The sequence below is a fragment of the Candidatus Melainabacteria bacterium genome (assembly GCA_003963305.1).
GTDB lineage: Bacteria > Cyanobacteriota > Vampirovibrionia > Obscuribacterales > Obscuribacteraceae > PALSA-1081.
The window spans coordinates 109,770-127,003 of record RXJR01000021.1; the positions used below are offsets into that span (position 1 = coordinate 109,770).

Annotated in this window: 13 protein-coding genes and 1 pseudogene; 9 read left to right on the top strand and 5 right to left on the bottom strand. The window is 50.5% G+C overall.

The window, feature by feature from the left end; translation table 11 throughout:
- Window positions 1–24: 24 nt before the first annotated feature.
- Window positions 25–1,137: a serine/threonine-protein phosphatase gene (locus EKK48_20470; GenBank protein RTL38811.1), complete on the bottom strand. Its 1,113-nt coding sequence runs from the start codon at window positions 1,135–1,137 to the stop codon at window positions 25–27.
- 206 nt (window positions 1,138–1,343) lie between these two features.
- Between EKK48_20470 and EKK48_20475 the strand changes: the two genes are divergently transcribed.
- The 4 genes from EKK48_20475 to mtnC are packed head-to-tail and all read left to right on the top strand — an operon-like array spanning window position 1,344 to window position 7,343.
- Window positions 1,344–5,204 carry a hypothetical protein gene (locus EKK48_20475; GenBank protein RTL38812.1) on the top strand — a complete coding sequence of 1,287 codons (3,861 nt, stop codon included), beginning with the start codon at window positions 1,344–1,346 and terminating at the stop codon, window positions 5,202–5,204.
- Between the two features lie 53 nt (window positions 5,205–5,257).
- Window positions 5,258–5,920, top strand: coding sequence for a methylthioribulose 1-phosphate dehydratase (gene mtnB, locus EKK48_20480; GenBank protein ID RTL38813.1), 663 nt, complete (start codon window positions 5,258–5,260; stop codon window positions 5,918–5,920).
- Window positions 5,920–6,501 (top strand): cupin domain-containing protein, encoded by a 582-nt coding sequence (locus EKK48_20485; GenBank protein ID RTL38814.1) that lies wholly within the window; start codon window positions 5,920–5,922, stop codon window positions 6,499–6,501. The genes mtnB and EKK48_20485 overlap by 1 nt, the downstream gene beginning before the upstream one ends.
- On the top strand, window positions 6,498–7,343 hold the full coding sequence (gene mtnC / locus EKK48_20490; protein RTL38815.1) for an acireductone synthase: 846 nt from the start codon (window positions 6,498–6,500) through the stop codon (window positions 7,341–7,343). The genes EKK48_20485 and mtnC overlap by 4 nt, the downstream gene beginning before the upstream one ends.
- On the opposite strand, the gene EKK48_20495 is transcribed toward mtnC, so the two are convergent.
- Window positions 7,322–8,560 carry a serine/threonine protein kinase gene (locus EKK48_20495; GenBank protein RTL38816.1) on the bottom strand — a complete coding sequence of 413 codons (1,239 nt, stop codon included), beginning with the start codon at window positions 8,558–8,560 and terminating at the stop codon, window positions 7,322–7,324. The two genes, mtnC and EKK48_20495, sit on opposite strands and share 22 nt — an antisense overlap.
- A gap of 376 nt (window positions 8,561–8,936) precedes the next feature.
- Between EKK48_20495 and EKK48_20500 the strand changes: the two genes are divergently transcribed.
- Window positions 8,937–10,100, top strand: a complete 1,164-nt coding sequence (locus tag EKK48_20500) for a hypothetical protein (protein ID RTL38817.1) — start codon at window positions 8,937–8,939, stop codon at window positions 10,098–10,100.
- Window positions 10,100–11,539, top strand: coding sequence for an MBOAT family protein (locus EKK48_20505; protein ID RTL38818.1), 1,440 nt, complete (start codon window positions 10,100–10,102; stop codon window positions 11,537–11,539). The genes EKK48_20500 and EKK48_20505 overlap by 1 nt, the downstream gene beginning before the upstream one ends.
- A gap of 100 nt (window positions 11,540–11,639) precedes the next feature.
- Here EKK48_20505 and EKK48_20510 read toward each other — a convergent pair whose 3' ends face one another.
- From EKK48_20510 to EKK48_20520, 3 genes and pseudogenes are all read right to left on the bottom strand, one after another.
- A complete protein-coding gene (locus EKK48_20510; GenBank protein ID RTL38819.1) occupies window positions 11,640–11,918 on the bottom strand; it encodes a hypothetical protein in 279 nt (92 codons plus the stop codon).
- Window positions 11,919–11,970: 52 nt separating this feature from the next.
- On the bottom strand, window positions 11,971–13,443 hold the full coding sequence (locus EKK48_20515) for an FAD-binding oxidoreductase (protein RTL38820.1): 1,473 nt from the start codon (window positions 13,441–13,443) through the stop codon (window positions 11,971–11,973).
- Window positions 13,444–13,529: 86 nt separating this feature from the next.
- Window positions 13,530–13,922 (bottom strand): annotated as a pseudogene (locus EKK48_20520) (hypothetical protein).
- A 292-nt stretch (window positions 13,923–14,214) separates the two neighbouring features.
- Here EKK48_20520 and EKK48_20525 point away from each other — a divergent pair.
- Genes EKK48_20525 through EKK48_20535 form a run of 3 tightly spaced genes read left to right on the top strand, consistent with a single transcriptional unit; the run spans window position 14,215 to window position 17,149 of the window.
- Window positions 14,215–15,243 (top strand): hypothetical protein, encoded by a 1,029-nt coding sequence (locus tag EKK48_20525; protein ID RTL38821.1) that lies wholly within the window; start codon window positions 14,215–14,217, stop codon window positions 15,241–15,243.
- A gap of 52 nt (window positions 15,244–15,295) precedes the next feature.
- Complete coding sequence (locus EKK48_20530) at window positions 15,296–16,480, top strand: 1-deoxy-D-xylulose-5-phosphate reductoisomerase (GenBank protein ID RTL38822.1); 1,185 nt, start codon at window positions 15,296–15,298, stop codon at window positions 16,478–16,480.
- A 27-nt stretch (window positions 16,481–16,507) separates the two neighbouring features.
- Window positions 16,508–17,149, top strand: a complete 642-nt coding sequence (locus EKK48_20535) for a uracil phosphoribosyltransferase (GenBank protein ID RTL38823.1) — start codon at window positions 16,508–16,510, stop codon at window positions 17,147–17,149.
- The last annotated feature ends 85 nt before the right edge of the window (window positions 17,150–17,234 follow it).

A 17,234-nucleotide genomic window follows, 5' to 3' on the forward strand; every position in this document is an offset into this window, starting at 1 on the left:
CATTGTGATGTTAATGGAGAGCAGTCAAACTTCGGCTGTAGAAGCCATAGAGCGTGCGAGTCCGATCGCTCGCGTCTGAACGCTCAATTTTGGACCAGGCCAGCGAACAATGAACATGCTTGCATCATCTTCATAAGGAATCAATGGGTTCGTGAGCTGAGAATTGATCTCGAGCGGCGAACTGCCGTTCATCGCGGCTTTCTTTAGCAACTCGTCGAGCCCGCTTTTCCACATTCTGTTCTCATAGATTCCATCAGTCATCATTATGGCGGTATCACCCGGATGCAGTTGAAGTTTGCTGTTTAGCGTACCAAGCTCTCCATATCTAAAATACCGACCGCCCATCAACGGCGCACCACTTTCCAGTTCGACGACTGTTCCATCAGGATGCAGAACATAGGCTTCGCTGCCAGCCCCAGCATGTTCAAGCAAGCCTGTTTTGGGATCTAACATGAGATGACTGACCGAAAAGGTCTTCTCGTATGGATAGACAGTCTCGTCAATCACAGCCAGCCCATCGCTGGCCATCTCGTTAGAGGGGACTGCCAGCTTTTCCGTCAGATGGTTTGCCTCCAGCGCAGCGTGGGTTTTGACTGATTGAAAGGCTGCCGGCAATCCATGATTTTCAACGTCGCCCAGGATGTAATGAATCTTTCCATCGGCTCTTACCACCTTCATAAAATCGCCGCTGGGACCGGAAGGCACAACCGCACGTGAGAATGTAATCTGTTCAACATCACCACCAGTCGGCTCAATTAGTGCGGCTGCACTTTCAAACCGTTGCTGAAGCGCCTTCAAAGCTGCTCCCCCATCGCTCGATGCTGACGCAACCGCCACATCTGCCTGAGTTAGTGGATCCAATATCATAAGTTGCTTTGAGGAGGCGATTGAAGGTACCATCTTTGGCGCAGCCGTTGTAGCCAGCCATTCTTTAACTATCGCATTAGATGCGGCCGCGCTCTCTTCTACCAGCGCACTCCCCCCTCGAGCCAGCTCACCGACTTCTTCTGCAAGAGCAAGATAGTTGGGCATAGCCAGATCCTCGTTGTCCGACAGTTTCGTGGAAAGACTCTCCAGAATACTGCCAGCCAAGAGTGGCTGACTTGTGGCAATCGACATTCGTTTATCGACAACCATATTTGGTACCCCCTAGAGAATTGGCGGCGCGATCAACACACTGCTCGGCACCACATATGATACCAGCTCAAAAATACAGGGAAATAGGTGCGACACCAGCCCGGGTAGTCAAGCGCCACCCCCCGGCGGGGGCACGCCGGGGTTGAGAATCGGGCGGCACGGGTACAAAGGAACAGAACCTCAGGTAACCCCAAAAGCGCAGTTCCATGTCAAAGAACCTCTCCAATCCAGAGCAAAGCGGGCTGCAAATTCCGAGTAATGCGTCGGCTGACGCTCAGGCTACTCACGAAAGTTTCGTTCGTGAATTCGTTAACTCAGCTGTCTATTCTGCGCTCGAGCAGCCGGCCCTGGGCGTTTCACAATTCATAGGCAAAAACGCTACCAACAGTGTCAGCGGCTTTTTCAAAGAATTCGGTGTTGAGGCGCCTAAAGCAGACTCTTCGGTGAGCGGTTGGACTGCAAACACACTGGGTGGCGCTGTCGGGATGCTTTTGCCATTCGCCCTGACAAAAGGGGCGTTAAAGAAAGCTGGCGCTTTCGGTGAAGCAGCCGAGTCAGGATTGCTCTCGAATCGCTCCGCCCTTGGACTTTCCCTGAAAGAATCCGCCTACACGGGTTTCGCCTACGGCGCCATCCTCACGCCAAGTGGCGAGACAGACAGCACCGCCACGCTCCTGAAAGACCGTTTGGTAGGCGGCATCGGCAGCGCCGCCACATTCACGACGCTGACAGCAGGAAGCATAGGGCTGGGTCGCCTCGCCGAGACAAGCGCAGCCGGAAGATTGGGACTATCTGGCGCACTGAGAAATCCCATCATGTCAGGCGCACTTTCGGGACTGCCTGCCGGTCTGTTCAGCAGCGAATATGATTCACTGGCGCACAAGGGAACCTTCGCAAGCGCCTCGGAAGTCGGACAGTCTATGGCGGGTATGGCGCTGGTCGGTGGAGTGTTCGGAGCCAAAGCTCAACTAGAACCTCACATTACCAATGGCAAAACATACATTGCCGACACGTTGCGCAGTAAATTCAGCGTCAATTTGCAACCATATGAGGCTTCAAATCAATATGCTCTCGGCACCGGCCGCGATATCAATGAACCAATCCCGATAGTCCATAACGAAAGCAGCGCCAGGGCAACGAGCGTCGGGGAAACCAGCAACAAGCCTCCTCCAGTCGAACTTCTGCCGGAGGAACAGACTTTACTTTCGCAAATCGGTAACGTCAAAACAGCGACCGACTGGAATCAGCTGGCTTATCATGTTTCCGAAAATGTTCGCCTTGAAACAAGCAGCTGGTTCGACCACCAGATGGAACGCCAGGCCGCAGCTTTGCCTGAGGGCGAGTTGCAAACGGTCTGGTCAGGCATGCTCAGAAATGATCACACTCAGGCGTACAGAATCGCTAAAGAGCTAGGTCCGCAAAGGGCGCAAGAACTCTGGCAAAGCCAGCTCGAATCAGTGCAGAGATCATCTGACCCAGAGGTCGCCAGCGGTCTGTCGAGACTAATGGTCGCGCTAGAACCTTCACAGCAACTTCCGGCTCTGAAAGGGCTCTTGAATCTCGCCGAACCACCCACAAACGTCGATTTCACACCATCCACGCTGGCTCCGGAGAATCAGCTGCCTGCAGCCAAGATGCTGCTCGAAAAGGGCATCGTTCCAAGTATTGAACGCTCCAACGTCAGTACGACAGAATTATCGAACTGGATTTTCGACCAGCCACCAGGCTCAACGCGCGAACAATTGCTGTCGCAAATAGGTCGCAGAATAGCGGGATACTCCAGCTCGAAACCTGCAGAGCTGAACGAAATTTTCAAAGTTGCCGAAGAGAAAGCACAACCCACTGAAGCTGAATACGACGCCTTGAGAAATATGCTTCTCGGCGCAGACCATCGACATCAATCAGCCGAGAGTCCTGAAATTCGACGTGCTGCGCTGCAAGATCTCGACCCCAAGTTTGTCGGACGACTACTTTTCCATGAGCACAATTGGGATGCTAGCGACCGCATAGCGCAAACGCATCCCGACTTGATCGAAGCTTTAGCCGTAAATAGCCGCCTCGATGGAAAAATTCCCCGGAACGACTATCTCGCCTCTCTGTTAACGGCGGAGCCACCTTTGACTGCGGCACGCTTAGCCGACTCACTCAGCGAGCTGGCTCAAAGCGGCATGGAAAGAGGATATATCTTCCCTCTCAGCGAGGGAGATTTAAGGGCCCTAGCTGAACATGCCGTCAAAGTGCCACCAAAAGAGGTGGCACCGCTTCTGGAAAAATTGAGAGACGACGCGCTGCAAGCATTCGGAATGGACCAGAGCGGCGAACATAAGATATCGACGGCACGCCTCCTTTCAGATATGACCCTGGCGCGAGAATTCGGCAAGAACTCACCGGAAGTTTTTGAAAGGGAATTTTCCGCCCCCATCGAAGAGGCGATGTCTGATCCGAATCTTTCATACGACCGAAGACTGGAAGCTGCGCGCGCCCTTGGCGAATTACAACGAGCCGGATTTGAAGCAGCACAAAGCATTCATATGCCGGATCTGCGCATGGGCAAACTAGCCGAGCTGACACCGACAGAACAAACTGCTTTGAGAACACAAACGGAAAAAGCTCTGCTAGATCGAGCCACAATGGAGAGCTTGCTCGGCAACGGAACATTGGGACGCCTGATGCCTTCAGTGTTCGGCTTCTCGAGCGAGGGCGGCATCGTAGGTCGTGCGCAGCATCAGGTTCACGACAATACCGTCGATGTGCACTTGCTGGATGTGCTCGAAAAAGCCGGCAAAGATCCCAGATTCCAAAAACTCTTGCCGCAGGATCAAGTCAACACACTGTGGGCATCTTTCTTGCACGATGTAGCGAAGCGCGAAAACATGGTTGATCTAGATCATGGCTGGACATCCACCAGCACAGCATGGGGCGTGTTGAGAACGCTCGGCTATCCAGAAAGCCAGATTCAGCGCATTACGGACATCATGGGTCGGGACTTCGATTTAAGTTACGATCCAGACAACTTGAATTCGAAACGATTTGAAAATACTGACGTCCTTGACGATGTTGCCGCATCATACAGATTGCCAGGCGCACTGGATATGGTATCAATCCTGAACGCTTCAGACATTCAATCCGTCAAAGCGGACGGAAGCTGGTACACCCCTGAAGTCATCACAGAGCTGGAAAAGATCAGGGGCATGGCGCAAGAACGCGTCGACCACTTAAATCGCAATTCGTTACCGGTAATGACCAGTGAACTACCGAGAGGGTTCGGAGCTCATGAGCTATCCGATTACAACGTCATGGTGCATTCATCGCCGGATTTGACCGGACAATTGCTGCGACATCTCTCCACTGTAGAGTCTCCTCAATTCTCTATGTCTGTCTCCCTGCATACGCCTGAGCACCGAAACGTCTATACGGACATGCGCACCGTTGATTCACCTGCATTGCAGATAGTGGCAGTAGTCGAAGGTCCGTTCGAGCACATCGCACAAGCGCACCGTGGCAATCTTTCAACCGGCAAGTCTGTTGGCTGGGACGGTCATGTCGAGCTCGTGCGCCGATGGGCGTCTGATTTCCGGGCAGAAAGACTGGCTGACGAAGCTGAGTCGAAACTGGCAGCTCTGAACATTCCACCAGATCCCTCCATTGCCCCGGAAAACCACCCTCGCTTAGCTCAACTGCGGCGCATCCTTTCGCAGTTCAATAACTTAGATGACCTGACGAAAGCGGCTGGCAGAAACAACGAATATGTCAAAGCAGCTAACGAAATAAATCGCATACTGACCACCGAGCGAGATGGCACCCCGCTTGCAACCCATAATGAAATCAAGATCAACAACCCAATCGTGTCGAGTATAGGTCTGCTGCGGAAACCAAACCAGACCATCTACTTCGAAGGCGTATCAGATGCCGATCTGTTTGATCTCTGGCAGGGACATATTCCTGACTACGTTCGTAACGGAAATGCCGGGAATGCACCTCCAGGCTCACTCGTGGTCAATCAAGACGTGGTCAAATCAGCTAAGGACAATAATCTGCCACTGGTAGTTTTGAATCCGCGAAACTAGATGCCAGTGATTTATAATTGTGGCGCTCTTCGACGTCAACCTGGCACAAAATTATGATCAACACCAGCGACAGAATCCTCCAAGAGAAGCTGCAGAACGCAGCTTCCGATATGGTCCGCTACGGAAGAGCTTTTTACGGCAAGGGCTGGAATCTCGCCACAAGCAGCAACTACAGTGCTGTCGTAAGCAGAGAACCGCTGCGCGTTTTGATGACCGCAAGCGGGAAGCACAAGGGCGAACTAACGGTCGATGACTTTGTTCTGGTCGACCAGCAACTGAGCGTGATCGAACCGGACGGAAAGCCCTCGTCGACTGCGATGAAACCTTCAGCAGAGGCTGCTCTGCACCTCGCCATTGCAAAGCACGAAGGAGTCGGTGCAGTTCTGCACACCCACTCTGTCTGGGGCACTGTACTGTCAAACCGCTTCGCTGCCGACAATGCTGTTACACTGAGCGGCTACGAAATGTTGAAGGCACTAGCGGGGGTAAAGACTCACGAGACGACAATTCGCATACCCATTTTGGAAAATTCACAAGACATGGACGAAGTGGCTAAAATCGTCAGCAGACGCATAAACAGCGAAGAATTGAAACATGGATTTTTGCTTCGCGGGCATGGTTTATACACCTGGGCGGAGAGTTTAGCAGCTGCGCGAAACCAGGTGGAAGCGCTAGAGTTTCTGTTTGAAGTGGTTGGCCGAAGCGGAGATTTGTAATGGCAGTTCTCACAGTACCAGATCTAAACCTGCGCATAGAAGAACCTGCCGAAATCGCATCTTTCCTGGGAAAGCATGGACTCTGGTATGAACGTTGGGACCTCTCGAAACTTCCGCCTCTCGATGCATCACAGGAAGCGATCCTCGCATGCTACAAGGATGAAATAACTCGCCTGAACGAGCGGGGAGGCTACGTCACAGCCGATGTCATCAACGTCAATCCTTCCACACCGGGACTGGATGCGATGCTGCTGAAGTTTGCTCCGGAGCACACGCACAGCGAAGACGAAGTTCGATTTGTCGTACACGGGCGAGGCATCTTCCATATTAATCCAGAGAACGGCCCTGTTTTTGCAATCGAGATGGCATCAGGAGATTTGATCAACGTGCCGGCCGGCACTCGCCACTGGTTCAATCTATGCGACGAAAAGATGATCGTCACTATTCGCCTCTTTCAGGACACAACAGGTTGGTCGCCACACTACGTTGATGACTCAAAGCATCTCAACTATCAGCCGCTCTGTCTGGGTCCAAAACCACTCTTATCTCGAGTGAATGTTGAAACAGGAATTGATAGATGAGCACCAGTAAAAACGAGCAAGTGGACACATCACCGCTAGTACTGTCTAGAGCCCATTGCATTCTTCTGGACATTGAAGGCACCACATCTTCAATCAGTTTCGTTTACGATCAACTCTTTCCATTTGCAAGGAGAGAATTGCGTCCCTATCTGGATACGCACTGGTATTCCGATGATGTTCAAAAAGCAGTCACCTACCTTGCCGCAGACGCCGGTTACAAGACTGCAGAAGACTGGTTCAAATCAGCAAAACCTCTGGTCAGCGATCCCGATAGCGTCGGCGATCCAGACCGCGAAACTGACAAGCTGATTGCCAGAGCGCATCAAGAATTAGTGATCGCCGAAGTGGAACGTTTGATGGATGCAGATATCAAATCGACAGGATTGAAAGAGTTACAGGGTCTCATCTGGGCAGTGGGATACGAAAACAATCAACTCTCCTCGCATGTTTTTGATGATGTTAAGCCGGCTTTCGAAGACTGGAAAAATTCTGGCATTGACCTGCGGATTTTCTCATCAGGAAGCGTGAACGCGCAGAAAGTGTTTTTCCACCATACCAAATGTGGTGCGCTATCAAAATATCTCTCCGGCTACTATGACACCACGACAGGACCCAAGCGTGAAGCGGAAAGCTATAAATTGATCGCCGCTAATGCAGGGTTCGAACCAGCCGACATGCTATTCCTCAGCGACGTCGTACCCGAGTTGGATGCCGCACATCAAGCGGGACTGAAAGTTGCACTGGTCGTGCGCCCCGGCAATGCCACGACTGAGTCCGACGTCTACCCTGTCATCAACAGCTTCGACCAAATTTCAATAGTTCAACAAGCGACATCGAGCTGAGACTCAAGCGACCTCAAATCTTTCAACAAATCGCCTGCGCACTGATAGCGCTCCAGCGGTTCAGACGCCAGGCATCGCAACACCAATGGCTCTAAAATCTTGGCAGCACCACGTAGATGTGGAAACCCGATCACTTTATTACATCTGTTGAACTCTGGCTTAGAGCCAGTCAAGGTCTCGTACATGATGTACCCGAGCGAGTAAATGTCTGACCGAAAATCAGGATCTTGTCCATACCGCTCTTCGGGGCTAGCACTGCACCGAAGTGACTCAAAGCTGAACGGCAACTGAAGCCGCAAGGCTGAGCAGACCGAGAAATCAATAATCTTAAAGACGAATAAATCTTGCCGAACAGGCGATGCAATAATTTTACTTGCACTCAAGCGTCCGTGCAAAATGTTTTGAGAATGAGCAAATGCCAGCCCTTCGCAAATTTGAATAAAGAGGCTCGCGGGTTCCATTTGAACACGCCGGCTATTAAGATCAGACAAAGTAATGCCGGGAACGAATTGTGTAATTACAAACGGCACACCACTAGATGCAATACCATATTGAAACAGTGGAGCGATAGCGGGATGATTGATGTTCTCAAAAACTGCTGCCTCTTGTTCAAAGATTCTGCGTGCGAAACGGCTATCAAACAACGACGGGCGAAAGAACTTCAAAGCGACGTCACCGCAGAGCCAGTCAGCGCTTGCCCGAACAATTAAACTTGACTGTGTGATAGCGACCAACTCTATGCATTTGTATCCGCGTGCAGCAAGGTCCAACTGAAAAACACTCGAAACTAAATCCGGGAGGTGTCTCTGCTCGATGCTGAGCTTGTCGAAACTCCTGGCGTTGAGGTCGCCGAAATACTTGGTATTGAGTTCGATATTGGTATTGAATTCGATATCAGGCGCAAGTAATTTCTCGGCGTCGTCTGGTAACTGAATGACTGAGTCACCCGGCTCACTTTTCGAGTTACAACAGGGCTCAGTCGAAAGCCCTGAACGCATTCTGGAAGGTGCCCCGGCAAAGTCTGAAGAGGCAGCATTCGGGCGCACGCCAAAATGCATGTTGTTGTGTTCAGGCTTGTCTTTAACGACTACGAATTGCAGTCGTCCAACGCGACCCACAGAAGATTTTGCTGCACTCCGGCGACGGGCGCAATTGCCACAAAGCTCGGCTGGGCTGCAAGCGAGACAAGCGGTAGCGATAGGTTGAGAATTGGTCATAACGCGTGATTCCAGTGAACGAAAGCTCCATGCAATCGAGAGTATCTGTCGAGGTGGCGGTCTGTTTTCGGGGGCAATTGAGCCTACGAGTTTTTCGTGTCAAATTCGTGGCACGACTGCCGCGTAAACAAGCCGTCATAAGGATTTAAGATGCACCAAGCTTAAATTTGTTTCGCAAAAACTTTGACGTTTATGTCGTAGCAATTCTTCGAGCCCGCGCCATTCAGCCGCCCGACAAACATTAGACCCTGCTAACAAGAAAAACGGCTGGATAATCAATCAACCCAACCAATTTCAACCACTTGTCAAAATCATTTAATGGGCGCTGTTGCGGCTTTATGGTACTTTTGCGGCTGTGGGAAATCCGAAAAAATCATTGTCTTCAACCATCGCTGATTGGCGGCGCTTCGCTTCGAGCACATTTTTGCTTGTAGCTGCAGCTTTAGTCATCGGCTATGTCTCATTGTTCTTTGGATTGCAAAAGAGCACAGATCGCTCGGACCTGGCCACTCTCGAACTACCAAGCTGGATGCTGCAATTCACTCAGACACTGCCAAAGTATTTGGGCTCGCAGAAAAAACCCGACGTGCTGCTCATGGGTTCATCACTTGTTCTGAGTCCGGCGGCGCTAATTGAGAAGCAGCAAAACAGAACCGGATTCGCCTGCAAGTACTTCGAAGATGCACTCAAAGATCGATGCGGCAAAAGCATCTCTGTAGATAACGTCGGCGTTATAGCAGGAATGGTCTGCGATCAGTACGCAATATTGAAGGCCAGCCTTGAAGCTGGTAAAAAACCGAACTTTATCATTTACGGTATGGCGCCGCGCGACCTGGCAGACAACCTGACCAGCGCCGAGAACTCACCTACACAACAAGTCCTGGCATTTTGCCAATCGTCAAACAAATTTCTTCCGGAGTCTCTGAAAGCAGAAGATATAGAACTGTGCTGGAATGCGCATAAGCTCGGTGCTACGCGCTGGCTTAAAACTCTTCGGAATGCATCTTTGCACCTGGCCTGCGATATCTCCAAACACCCGGCTTCGCTCTCTGAAACAGTTCCTCAGAAAGTCGAACAACAAGCCCCCGTGCATACCAGACAGGTAGTTATTGCAGAAGACCTCGAGATCTACCGTCAGCGCTATAACCCACCCAACTACGACCGGCTGAAAAGCCAATCGGCATATCTCGACAGCCTCCTCGCTTTATGTGCCGAGCACAAGATACCAATCTTGCTGGTCAATATGCCTCTGCCAGACGTGAATCGCAACGTGATTCCGCCGCCGCTCCTGACTGCGTACAAACAAACCGTGAGGAAGATCGCAGACAAGTATTCTTGCGAAGTCTGGGATCTCGATGGCGACTCGGTTTTCGCTGAAAACGCCACCAACTTCAACGACTGCGTGCACCTGAACGCAAATGGTGGCAAGAAGTTCTTTAACATGCTTGCGGACCACCTGGTGAAAGACAAGCCATTCGATATTGCATACGGAATACAGACACCATCAGTCGCTGAAAGCAGCAAAGCTACGGTGTTCTAATGCTATTCAACAGCCTGCAATATCTCATTTTCCTTCCGATAGTGGTGACGTTATTTTGGGTACTGCCACCAAAATTCCGTATGCCCATGCTTCTGGTCGCGAGCTACATTTTTTACGCCAGCTGGATGCCCATTTTTCTGCTACTTATCCTCGGAATGACTGTCGCGACATGGTTCTTCGGCAAAGCGCTAGACAAGGCAACCGAGAACAAGAAACTCGTTCTAACGCTGGGCATTGCATTCAATTTGCTACTGCTTGCAATCTTCAAGTACGCGAATTTTTGCTACGGAACATTTGCACTTTTAGCCTGGCATAAAGCCGATGCTACGCTCAACATACTTTTGCCGCTAGGAATCTCGTTCTTTACGTTCGAGTTCATTCACTATTTGTTCGAGATCTACCGGGGCAAAGCACCGATCAATAATTTCGTTCTATTCGCATTGTTCGCCGCTTTTTTCCCAACCCAAATTGCAGGACCGATCAAACGCTATCCCGATTTCCTGGCGCAGATGCAGGAAGTACGTCCTTTCAAACTGGCTTACTTCGACGAAGCGCTCCCGATCATCGTCACCGGACTAGCCAAAAAAGTATTGTTCGCAGACAACCTGTCCATACTTGTGAGTATGGGTTACTCAAACCCTTCGACTTATGGAGCGCCTGAGCTCTGGCTGCTCGCGTACGCCTTTGCGTTCCAAATCTACTTTGATTTCTCCGGTTACACTGATATTGCCCGTGGTTCATCGATGCTATTCGGATACCATATTCCGCTCAACTTCAACATGCCATATATAGCCAAGAACATGAGTGATTTCTGGCACAGGTGGCACATTTCTCTTTCCACCTGGTTGCGCGATTACCTGTTCATTCCGCTGGGCGGATCTCGCAACGGCAGATGGAAAACCAACCTGAATCTTTTCTGGACGATGACACTCGGTGGACTGTGGCATGGTGCTTCATGGAATTTCCTTGTCTGGGGCGCCTATCACGGACTTGCGCTGATTGCGCACAGAGAATTCCAATTCCTGAAACAAAAGTTCGCGGCAATCGACAAAGTGCTCGCCACTGCTATGGGAAGATGGTTCTCAATCTTTCTGACGTTCAATGCAGTCTGTGTCGGCTGGGTATTTTTCCGCATTCAAGACATCGGTACGGCCTTCGCAGTAGCGAAAAAAATGGTGACATTCAGACCGATCACAACGTCGGTGGAAGCGCACCAATTCCTGCTGCTCAAGCATGATCTGCCCGTGATTGTGCCAATTACGCTGACAATGGTGGCGGTCCTAGTTCTCACAAACTTACCCTGGAGTCGTTTAAACGAAAAGGGATTTTTGACAGCCACGCCGGCATGGCTACGAGCAGTATATTGTTGCGTTGTCATAGTTGCTATGCTTGCCTTCATGCCGGACAACTCCGCACCATTTATCTACTTCCAATTTTAAGAACAAATTTGCTACACCTATTCTGCAAAAGACCTGCATCTACTTAAAGATGCAGGTCTTCTGAGCTATGACAGCTCACTGAGCTTACAGAGCGGGCGGTCTAGAATACTTTGACGACGCCCAAATTCAGCAAGTGGTGGTGATGTTTTTTCTTCACAACAACAACGTTGTTCGCTGGAGGAGTGACGATCACAGGTTGGGTCTCACGGATAACAACGGGACTTGACTCTGTAGTAGTCTGACGAGTCTCAACCACAGATGATGGCATCGAATCCAAAGATGTTGTTGTTGTTGTGTATGTGGTATCGGCTTTCGCGGCGGTTGCAGCCACACCGATAGTTACCAGAGCGCTCAATGTCAAAATAGCTTGTACCTTCATTTTAGTATCCCTCGCATCTCTAACCTTTGTCTGCAACTTCGACGTAGCACGCTCAAAAGTAGTTCCGCGAATTTCGTACATAGTTAAACCAATCGCTATTGAAACGAAAGGTGGGATCATATTGATGCTTCAGCTCTATAAATTGAGAAATCTGTGGATAGCAAGCCTGAAGCTGATTTGCAGCAGCATATTTGTTGTAAGTCAAATAATACTTACCGCCAAATTCAATTGCTAATTGGAACAATTTTCGGAAGGTACCGCTGATTGCTTGTATCTGTCCATTGTTGTGATCAACGTGAAGGTTGAAGATAATGCAGGCCCACGGCTGATTGGCCCAGGCGAGAAACGTCTCCTTGTCTTGTTCAATTAATCGAACTGTGCCATAAATCACGCTGGCTGCTTCAGCGCGCAACAGAGATGCCGCTCGCTTCATAAATTCATCCAATCGATGACGCGGAACATAAAGCTCAGTTATTGCCTCGCTACCGGCGCAGTTCTCACCCAGGCGATCGTCAATCATCTTGTGATAACCGTTTATGTATGTAGCTAACTGAAACGTGTCTGACAGATAAAGCTGTCTATCTGTAGCGAGGTAATGGTCCCGATATATTTCAAAGGCTCTCGACTTATCCGTATGGGCAAGGAAGAGGAGTTCCTGCCACTGATCTTCAGACAGCAGCTTCCGTTCGGATTCTCGATATTGCTCGCCTTGCGCGCCTACAGGACTATAGGTGCTGAGTATTCCGACTTGCAGAAAGTCGGCAGAGGCAGAGTCAATGGCAAACTGAAAATCACCATATGTAGCACCACAACGTTGTTGCGACTCCAGCAACTCGGCCGCCTGACTGGTTCTGCAAACCTGTACAGAGCGACGCAAAGTCACTCGCTGAACCAACCTGAGCGTAACACTGGCAATGATGCCGAATAAACCATAACCACCGATGGCAAGACTGAACAGTTCAGCATTTCGCTGTCTGCTGCACCGTTTGATTTTTCCATCATGCATGACAATCTTAAACTCTTCCACATCACATACAAGAGGCGCTTTACCCAGACCTCTTCCATGCACATTCGCAGCCAGTGCACCTCCGATAGTAAGCAGGTCGCATCCCGTTTGCTTCTGAGCAATCGTCCACTGACATGTGGAATGCCTTTGCGTCTCTCGAAGATAATTGATGAGAGCCGGCCACATCATTCCAGCCTCAACTTCAAGCAATCCGCGATTACGGTCGAATGCGACAATCTTATTGAACAAAGTCATATCGATGAGGATGCCATTGCTTAAAAACTGCTGCCCACCCATGGCGTGACGCCCACCGGCAATCGAGACTTGTTGCCCAGTTGCATGTGCATCTCTAACTATCGCAGTCAACTGGCGCAGTGAGTCCGGAGATTTGATTGAGGCAACTCGCGTAGGATTTAGCAAGGAATGATGGTCGTTCACGATCGTGTTCGTAGTTGTAGTCGACGGTTGGTCGAAGCCACATACTGGGGTTACAGCACGTCGCGATCTAGTACTATTCATTGTGTAATCCCTGCCTTTAAAAGCGCTGATGGGTTACTGGAAGCCAGACCCGAGAACTCCTGACAGTGATGTTTTGCGACCACGATCAGAAACGATGCCAAAACAAAATGGAAAAATATCGGAATGGTTCCACTGAACCACATATGGTGCTGAAACATTGTCGTCCAAATCAGCAGACGAATAGCAACCGAAACAAAATAAAGCAGCCCCACGCGCAGCAAAGGTTTTGCAAGCATTCTTTGCGGCACGTAAAAGAAGCCTGACAGCCTGTAGAAGTCAAAACAAATTCTTCCGTACAACGCAATGATCAAGAACTGAAAGAAAACAAGTACAGGATAAGGTAGCAGGCCAGACTGCCATTCACTCATGGGCGGCAGGAAAGGGACGTGGAAGACCGCTACCAGTAATTGCCCTGAGACTCTTAAACAGAACAGAACAAGTAATGCTGCAAGCAGAGCAAGGGTTTTGTCCGAGCGCAGGGTTTTGTCTGCGCGCGATGTTTCTTCTGTACGCGCTGTTTTGCTGCTGACCATAGTTCCTTTCTCCAAGTCACGCTTCGATTATGGAGCTCACGATCGGGAGAGAATGCATTGCGCCATCAGTTATTCAAGTGTTCAATGACGAGCCTAAATTTCTGCCGCGATACGTGTCAGCCCCACCAAGATTGCTCGGCAACTGCGGAGGGTTAGGCCGTCGCGCTACGTAGATCTCACATTGACACTGTCCTTGATTTTTAAGATAGTCAGTCTTGTCACTACAGGAAGCGTTCACGTGGGCGATTGGGACTCATTACAGTTGAGAGACAAACCGGGGCAACCGGTACAGATGCCCGGTGGAGCAGACTTCGGCTCGCTATGGACTCGACCTGACCAGCGCAATCTCGGCACGGGACTCCGTCCAACCACAGGGTTGGACCAGCAGCAGCCCGTATATCGTCCGACCGAGCAGCAATACCCATACGATGCAACCGTTCAGAACAATGTGCGTAATGGCACACTCGAGCTGAAATATGGCGATCCTAATATGGATAAGATCCTTTCTCAGGCTCGGAACTATCAGACCATCCATATAGACACTCCTCCCGGGGTCCAGTTGAAACACTGGGTCGACCAGGGCGGGCACTTCTTCTGGCTGCAAGGCGGCAATGACAACAACGCCAAGCACTACTATCCTGCTTTCTCCAAAGCAATGACCGTGAACGGGCAGACTTTCGATCTGGAAGCCCAACGCCTGAAAGTAGATGAGGCTTATGCTGCGTCTCAGGGAGGCGGTCAAGGCCCCGTATTCCAGAGCTTTACGGGTCGTACTGATGCAATGACGTATTTCAGCCGCATGTCCAACCTGTCAGGACAGGCTCTGGGAACGCTCGAGAGAAGCCTGACTGAGTCTGTCAAAACATCTAATAATCCATATTTCAAAATCTATTTGGCTGATGTATACACGGCTGAGGCGATGCAGCCCATCGTTCAACAAGTCTTGCGTGGCGGCACGGCGGATCTTAACAATCCTGACACTCTGCGACGCCTGGACAGCGCCATTCAACTCTTGCAAGCAGCACAGTCAGATTCGCGCTCGGGGCTGGGTAGGGTCAACATGAACCCTCCAGGCAATGTTGTCATGCCACTGGACCCATATGAAATTTATTCCAATCCAAGAGATACGCGCTACTACTATGGATTCTGGGGTGGCAGCCTGGATCAAGCCAGGCACAGGGAAGTCGGGTTGACTCTGCTGAGAAACCTGATCAGCTCCGGCGCCTTACCGAAAATAGAATTACCTCCGGCGCTGCCTCCGCGCTGAAATTCCGCCTCAAGAACAAGTAAAATTGTCCCCGGTTAATAACGAGGGACCTTTGAAACACATCAGCCTACTTGGTTCCACCGGCTCGATTGGAACGCAGACACTCGACATTGCAGAATCACATAAAGATTCGGTATCGATTGTTGCGCTTGCAGCTGGAAGCAAGAACATCGACTTGCTGGCAAAACAGGTCAGACAATTTCGACCGGAATTGGTATCGGTACCGACAAAAGCAGACATAGACAGCTTACGCGACAAATTGGGAGCCGATTGCAAAAGTACTTCCTTTGTCTGCGGTGATCAGGGTCTAATAGACGTGGCCACGCACGGAAAAGTAGATACGGTAGTCACCGGAGTGGTTGGCTTCCTCGGTCTGAAACCGACAGCAGCAGCCATTCAGAAAGGCAAGAGCATAGCCCTTGCCAATAAAGAAACGCTGGTTGCAGCAGGCGCAGCAATCATGCCAATGGTGCGCCAATACGACGCACGAATCGTTCCAGTTGACTCCGAGCACTCAGCCATCTTTCAAGCGCTTGGAGGCAAGAAGGCAGCAGAGTACAAGAAAGAACTGGACAAAATATGGCTCACCGCATCTGGTGGCCCGTTCCGCACCTGGACACTGGAACAAATTCGCAACGCCACCGTAGATGATGCCCTTAAGCATCCCAACTGGTCCATGGGTCCCAAAATAACGATCGACTCCTCAACCCTGATGAATAAAGGGCTGGAAGTGATCGAAGCGCGCTGGCTATTTGATGTGGATCCCGCTTCCATTCAGGTGGTCATTCATCCGCAATCTATTCTTCACTCTGCAGTTGAGTTCGTAGACGGATCCATCGTAGGACAAATGGGCGTGCCCGATATGCGCCTGCCCATTCACTATGCGCTCTTCTTCCCAGAAAGAATTCACTCCAGTCGCGTACCCCGACTCAACCTTCTCGAACTCAACCAGATGACTTTCGAAAAACCCGATACCAAGCGCTTTCCATGTCTGGCAATCGCTCAAAAAATCGCGGCAGAGAACAACACTATGCCCTGCGTCCTGAACGCCGTCAACGAAGTCGTCGTTGATTTCTTCCTCAAGGGATTTGTCAAGTTTAGCGACATGGCAACTCAAATCGAGCGAGTCTTGGAAAGACATAACCCGGTTGAGAAACCCAATTTGGAGGATATACTTGATGCTGATCAGTGGGCGAGGCGAGAAGCAGTTCAGTTGCTTTCGGCTGTGCGCAGCTGACTATTAGAGTGCTCTGGAGCTTTTGCAATGGTTCAAACTGAAACGTCGTCGGTCAAAGTGGCTAATCATCCACTTGTTCAACAAATTCTGACACGCATTCGCGACTACCAAACGCCAACAGGCGAGTTCCGGCAGAAAGCACTGCAACTGAGCAAATTTCTCGTTTACGAGGCGATGTCTGAGTTAAGCACGCGCGAAGTGGGTGTGCAGACACCGGTCGGAGCGGCCAAGGGCATCGCACTGACTGACTATCTGATTCTGGCACCAGTGTTGAGAGCTGGTCTGATTCTCGCCGAGGCGGCACAAGAACTCATGCCAAGCGCTCGCATCTACCATGTTGGGTTGCGGCGCGATGAGGCGACTCTACAGGCGATTTCCTATTACGCAAAGCTGCCCGAGGCGCTGCCTGCTGAAAGCCGCGTCTACGTACTTGATCCAATGTTGGCGACCGGGGGATCTGCCGTCGCAGCAATCTCGCTCTTTACAGATTTGAAGGTGCAGACAATTCACCTTGTTTCATTCGTGGCAGCGCCAGAGGGGATAAAACGAGTTCACTCGAAGTTTCCTCAAGTTAAAATCACGACCGCATCCGTCGACTCGAATTTGAACGAACACGGCTACATCGTGCCAGGGTTGGGCGATGCCGGAGATCGAATTTTCGGCACTTAGCCAAATAAGTTAATCTAAAATCGCAACATTGGCGCTCAGGATGGGAATTTTACGAATTTACTCTCATCTTGTCGCGCACTAATAT

Coding starts and splice junctions, on each gene's coding strand:
- EKK48_20470 (RTL38811.1), bottom strand. CDS start 1,137: ATGGTTGTCGATAAACGAATGTCGATTGCCACAAGTCAGCCACTCTTG.
- EKK48_20475 (RTL38812.1), top strand. CDS start 1,344: ATGTCAAAGAACCTCTCCAATCCAGAGCAAAGCGGGCTGCAAATTCCG.
- mtnB (RTL38813.1), top strand. CDS start 5,258: ATGATCAACACCAGCGACAGAATCCTCCAAGAGAAGCTGCAGAACGCA.
- EKK48_20485 (RTL38814.1), top strand. CDS start 5,920: ATGGCAGTTCTCACAGTACCAGATCTAAACCTGCGCATAGAAGAACCT.
- mtnC (RTL38815.1), top strand. CDS start 6,498: ATGAGCACCAGTAAAAACGAGCAAGTGGACACATCACCGCTAGTACTG.
- EKK48_20495 (RTL38816.1), bottom strand. CDS start 8,560: ATGACCAATTCTCAACCTATCGCTACCGCTTGTCTCGCTTGCAGCCCA.
- EKK48_20505 (RTL38818.1), top strand. CDS start 10,100: ATGCTATTCAACAGCCTGCAATATCTCATTTTCCTTCCGATAGTGGTG.
- EKK48_20510 (RTL38819.1), bottom strand. CDS start 11,918: ATGAAGGTACAAGCTATTTTGACATTGAGCGCTCTGGTAACTATCGGT.
- EKK48_20515 (RTL38820.1), bottom strand. CDS start 13,443: ATGAATAGTACTAGATCGCGACGTGCTGTAACCCCAGTATGTGGCTTC.
- EKK48_20535 (RTL38823.1), top strand. CDS start 16,508: ATGGTTCAAACTGAAACGTCGTCGGTCAAAGTGGCTAATCATCCACTT.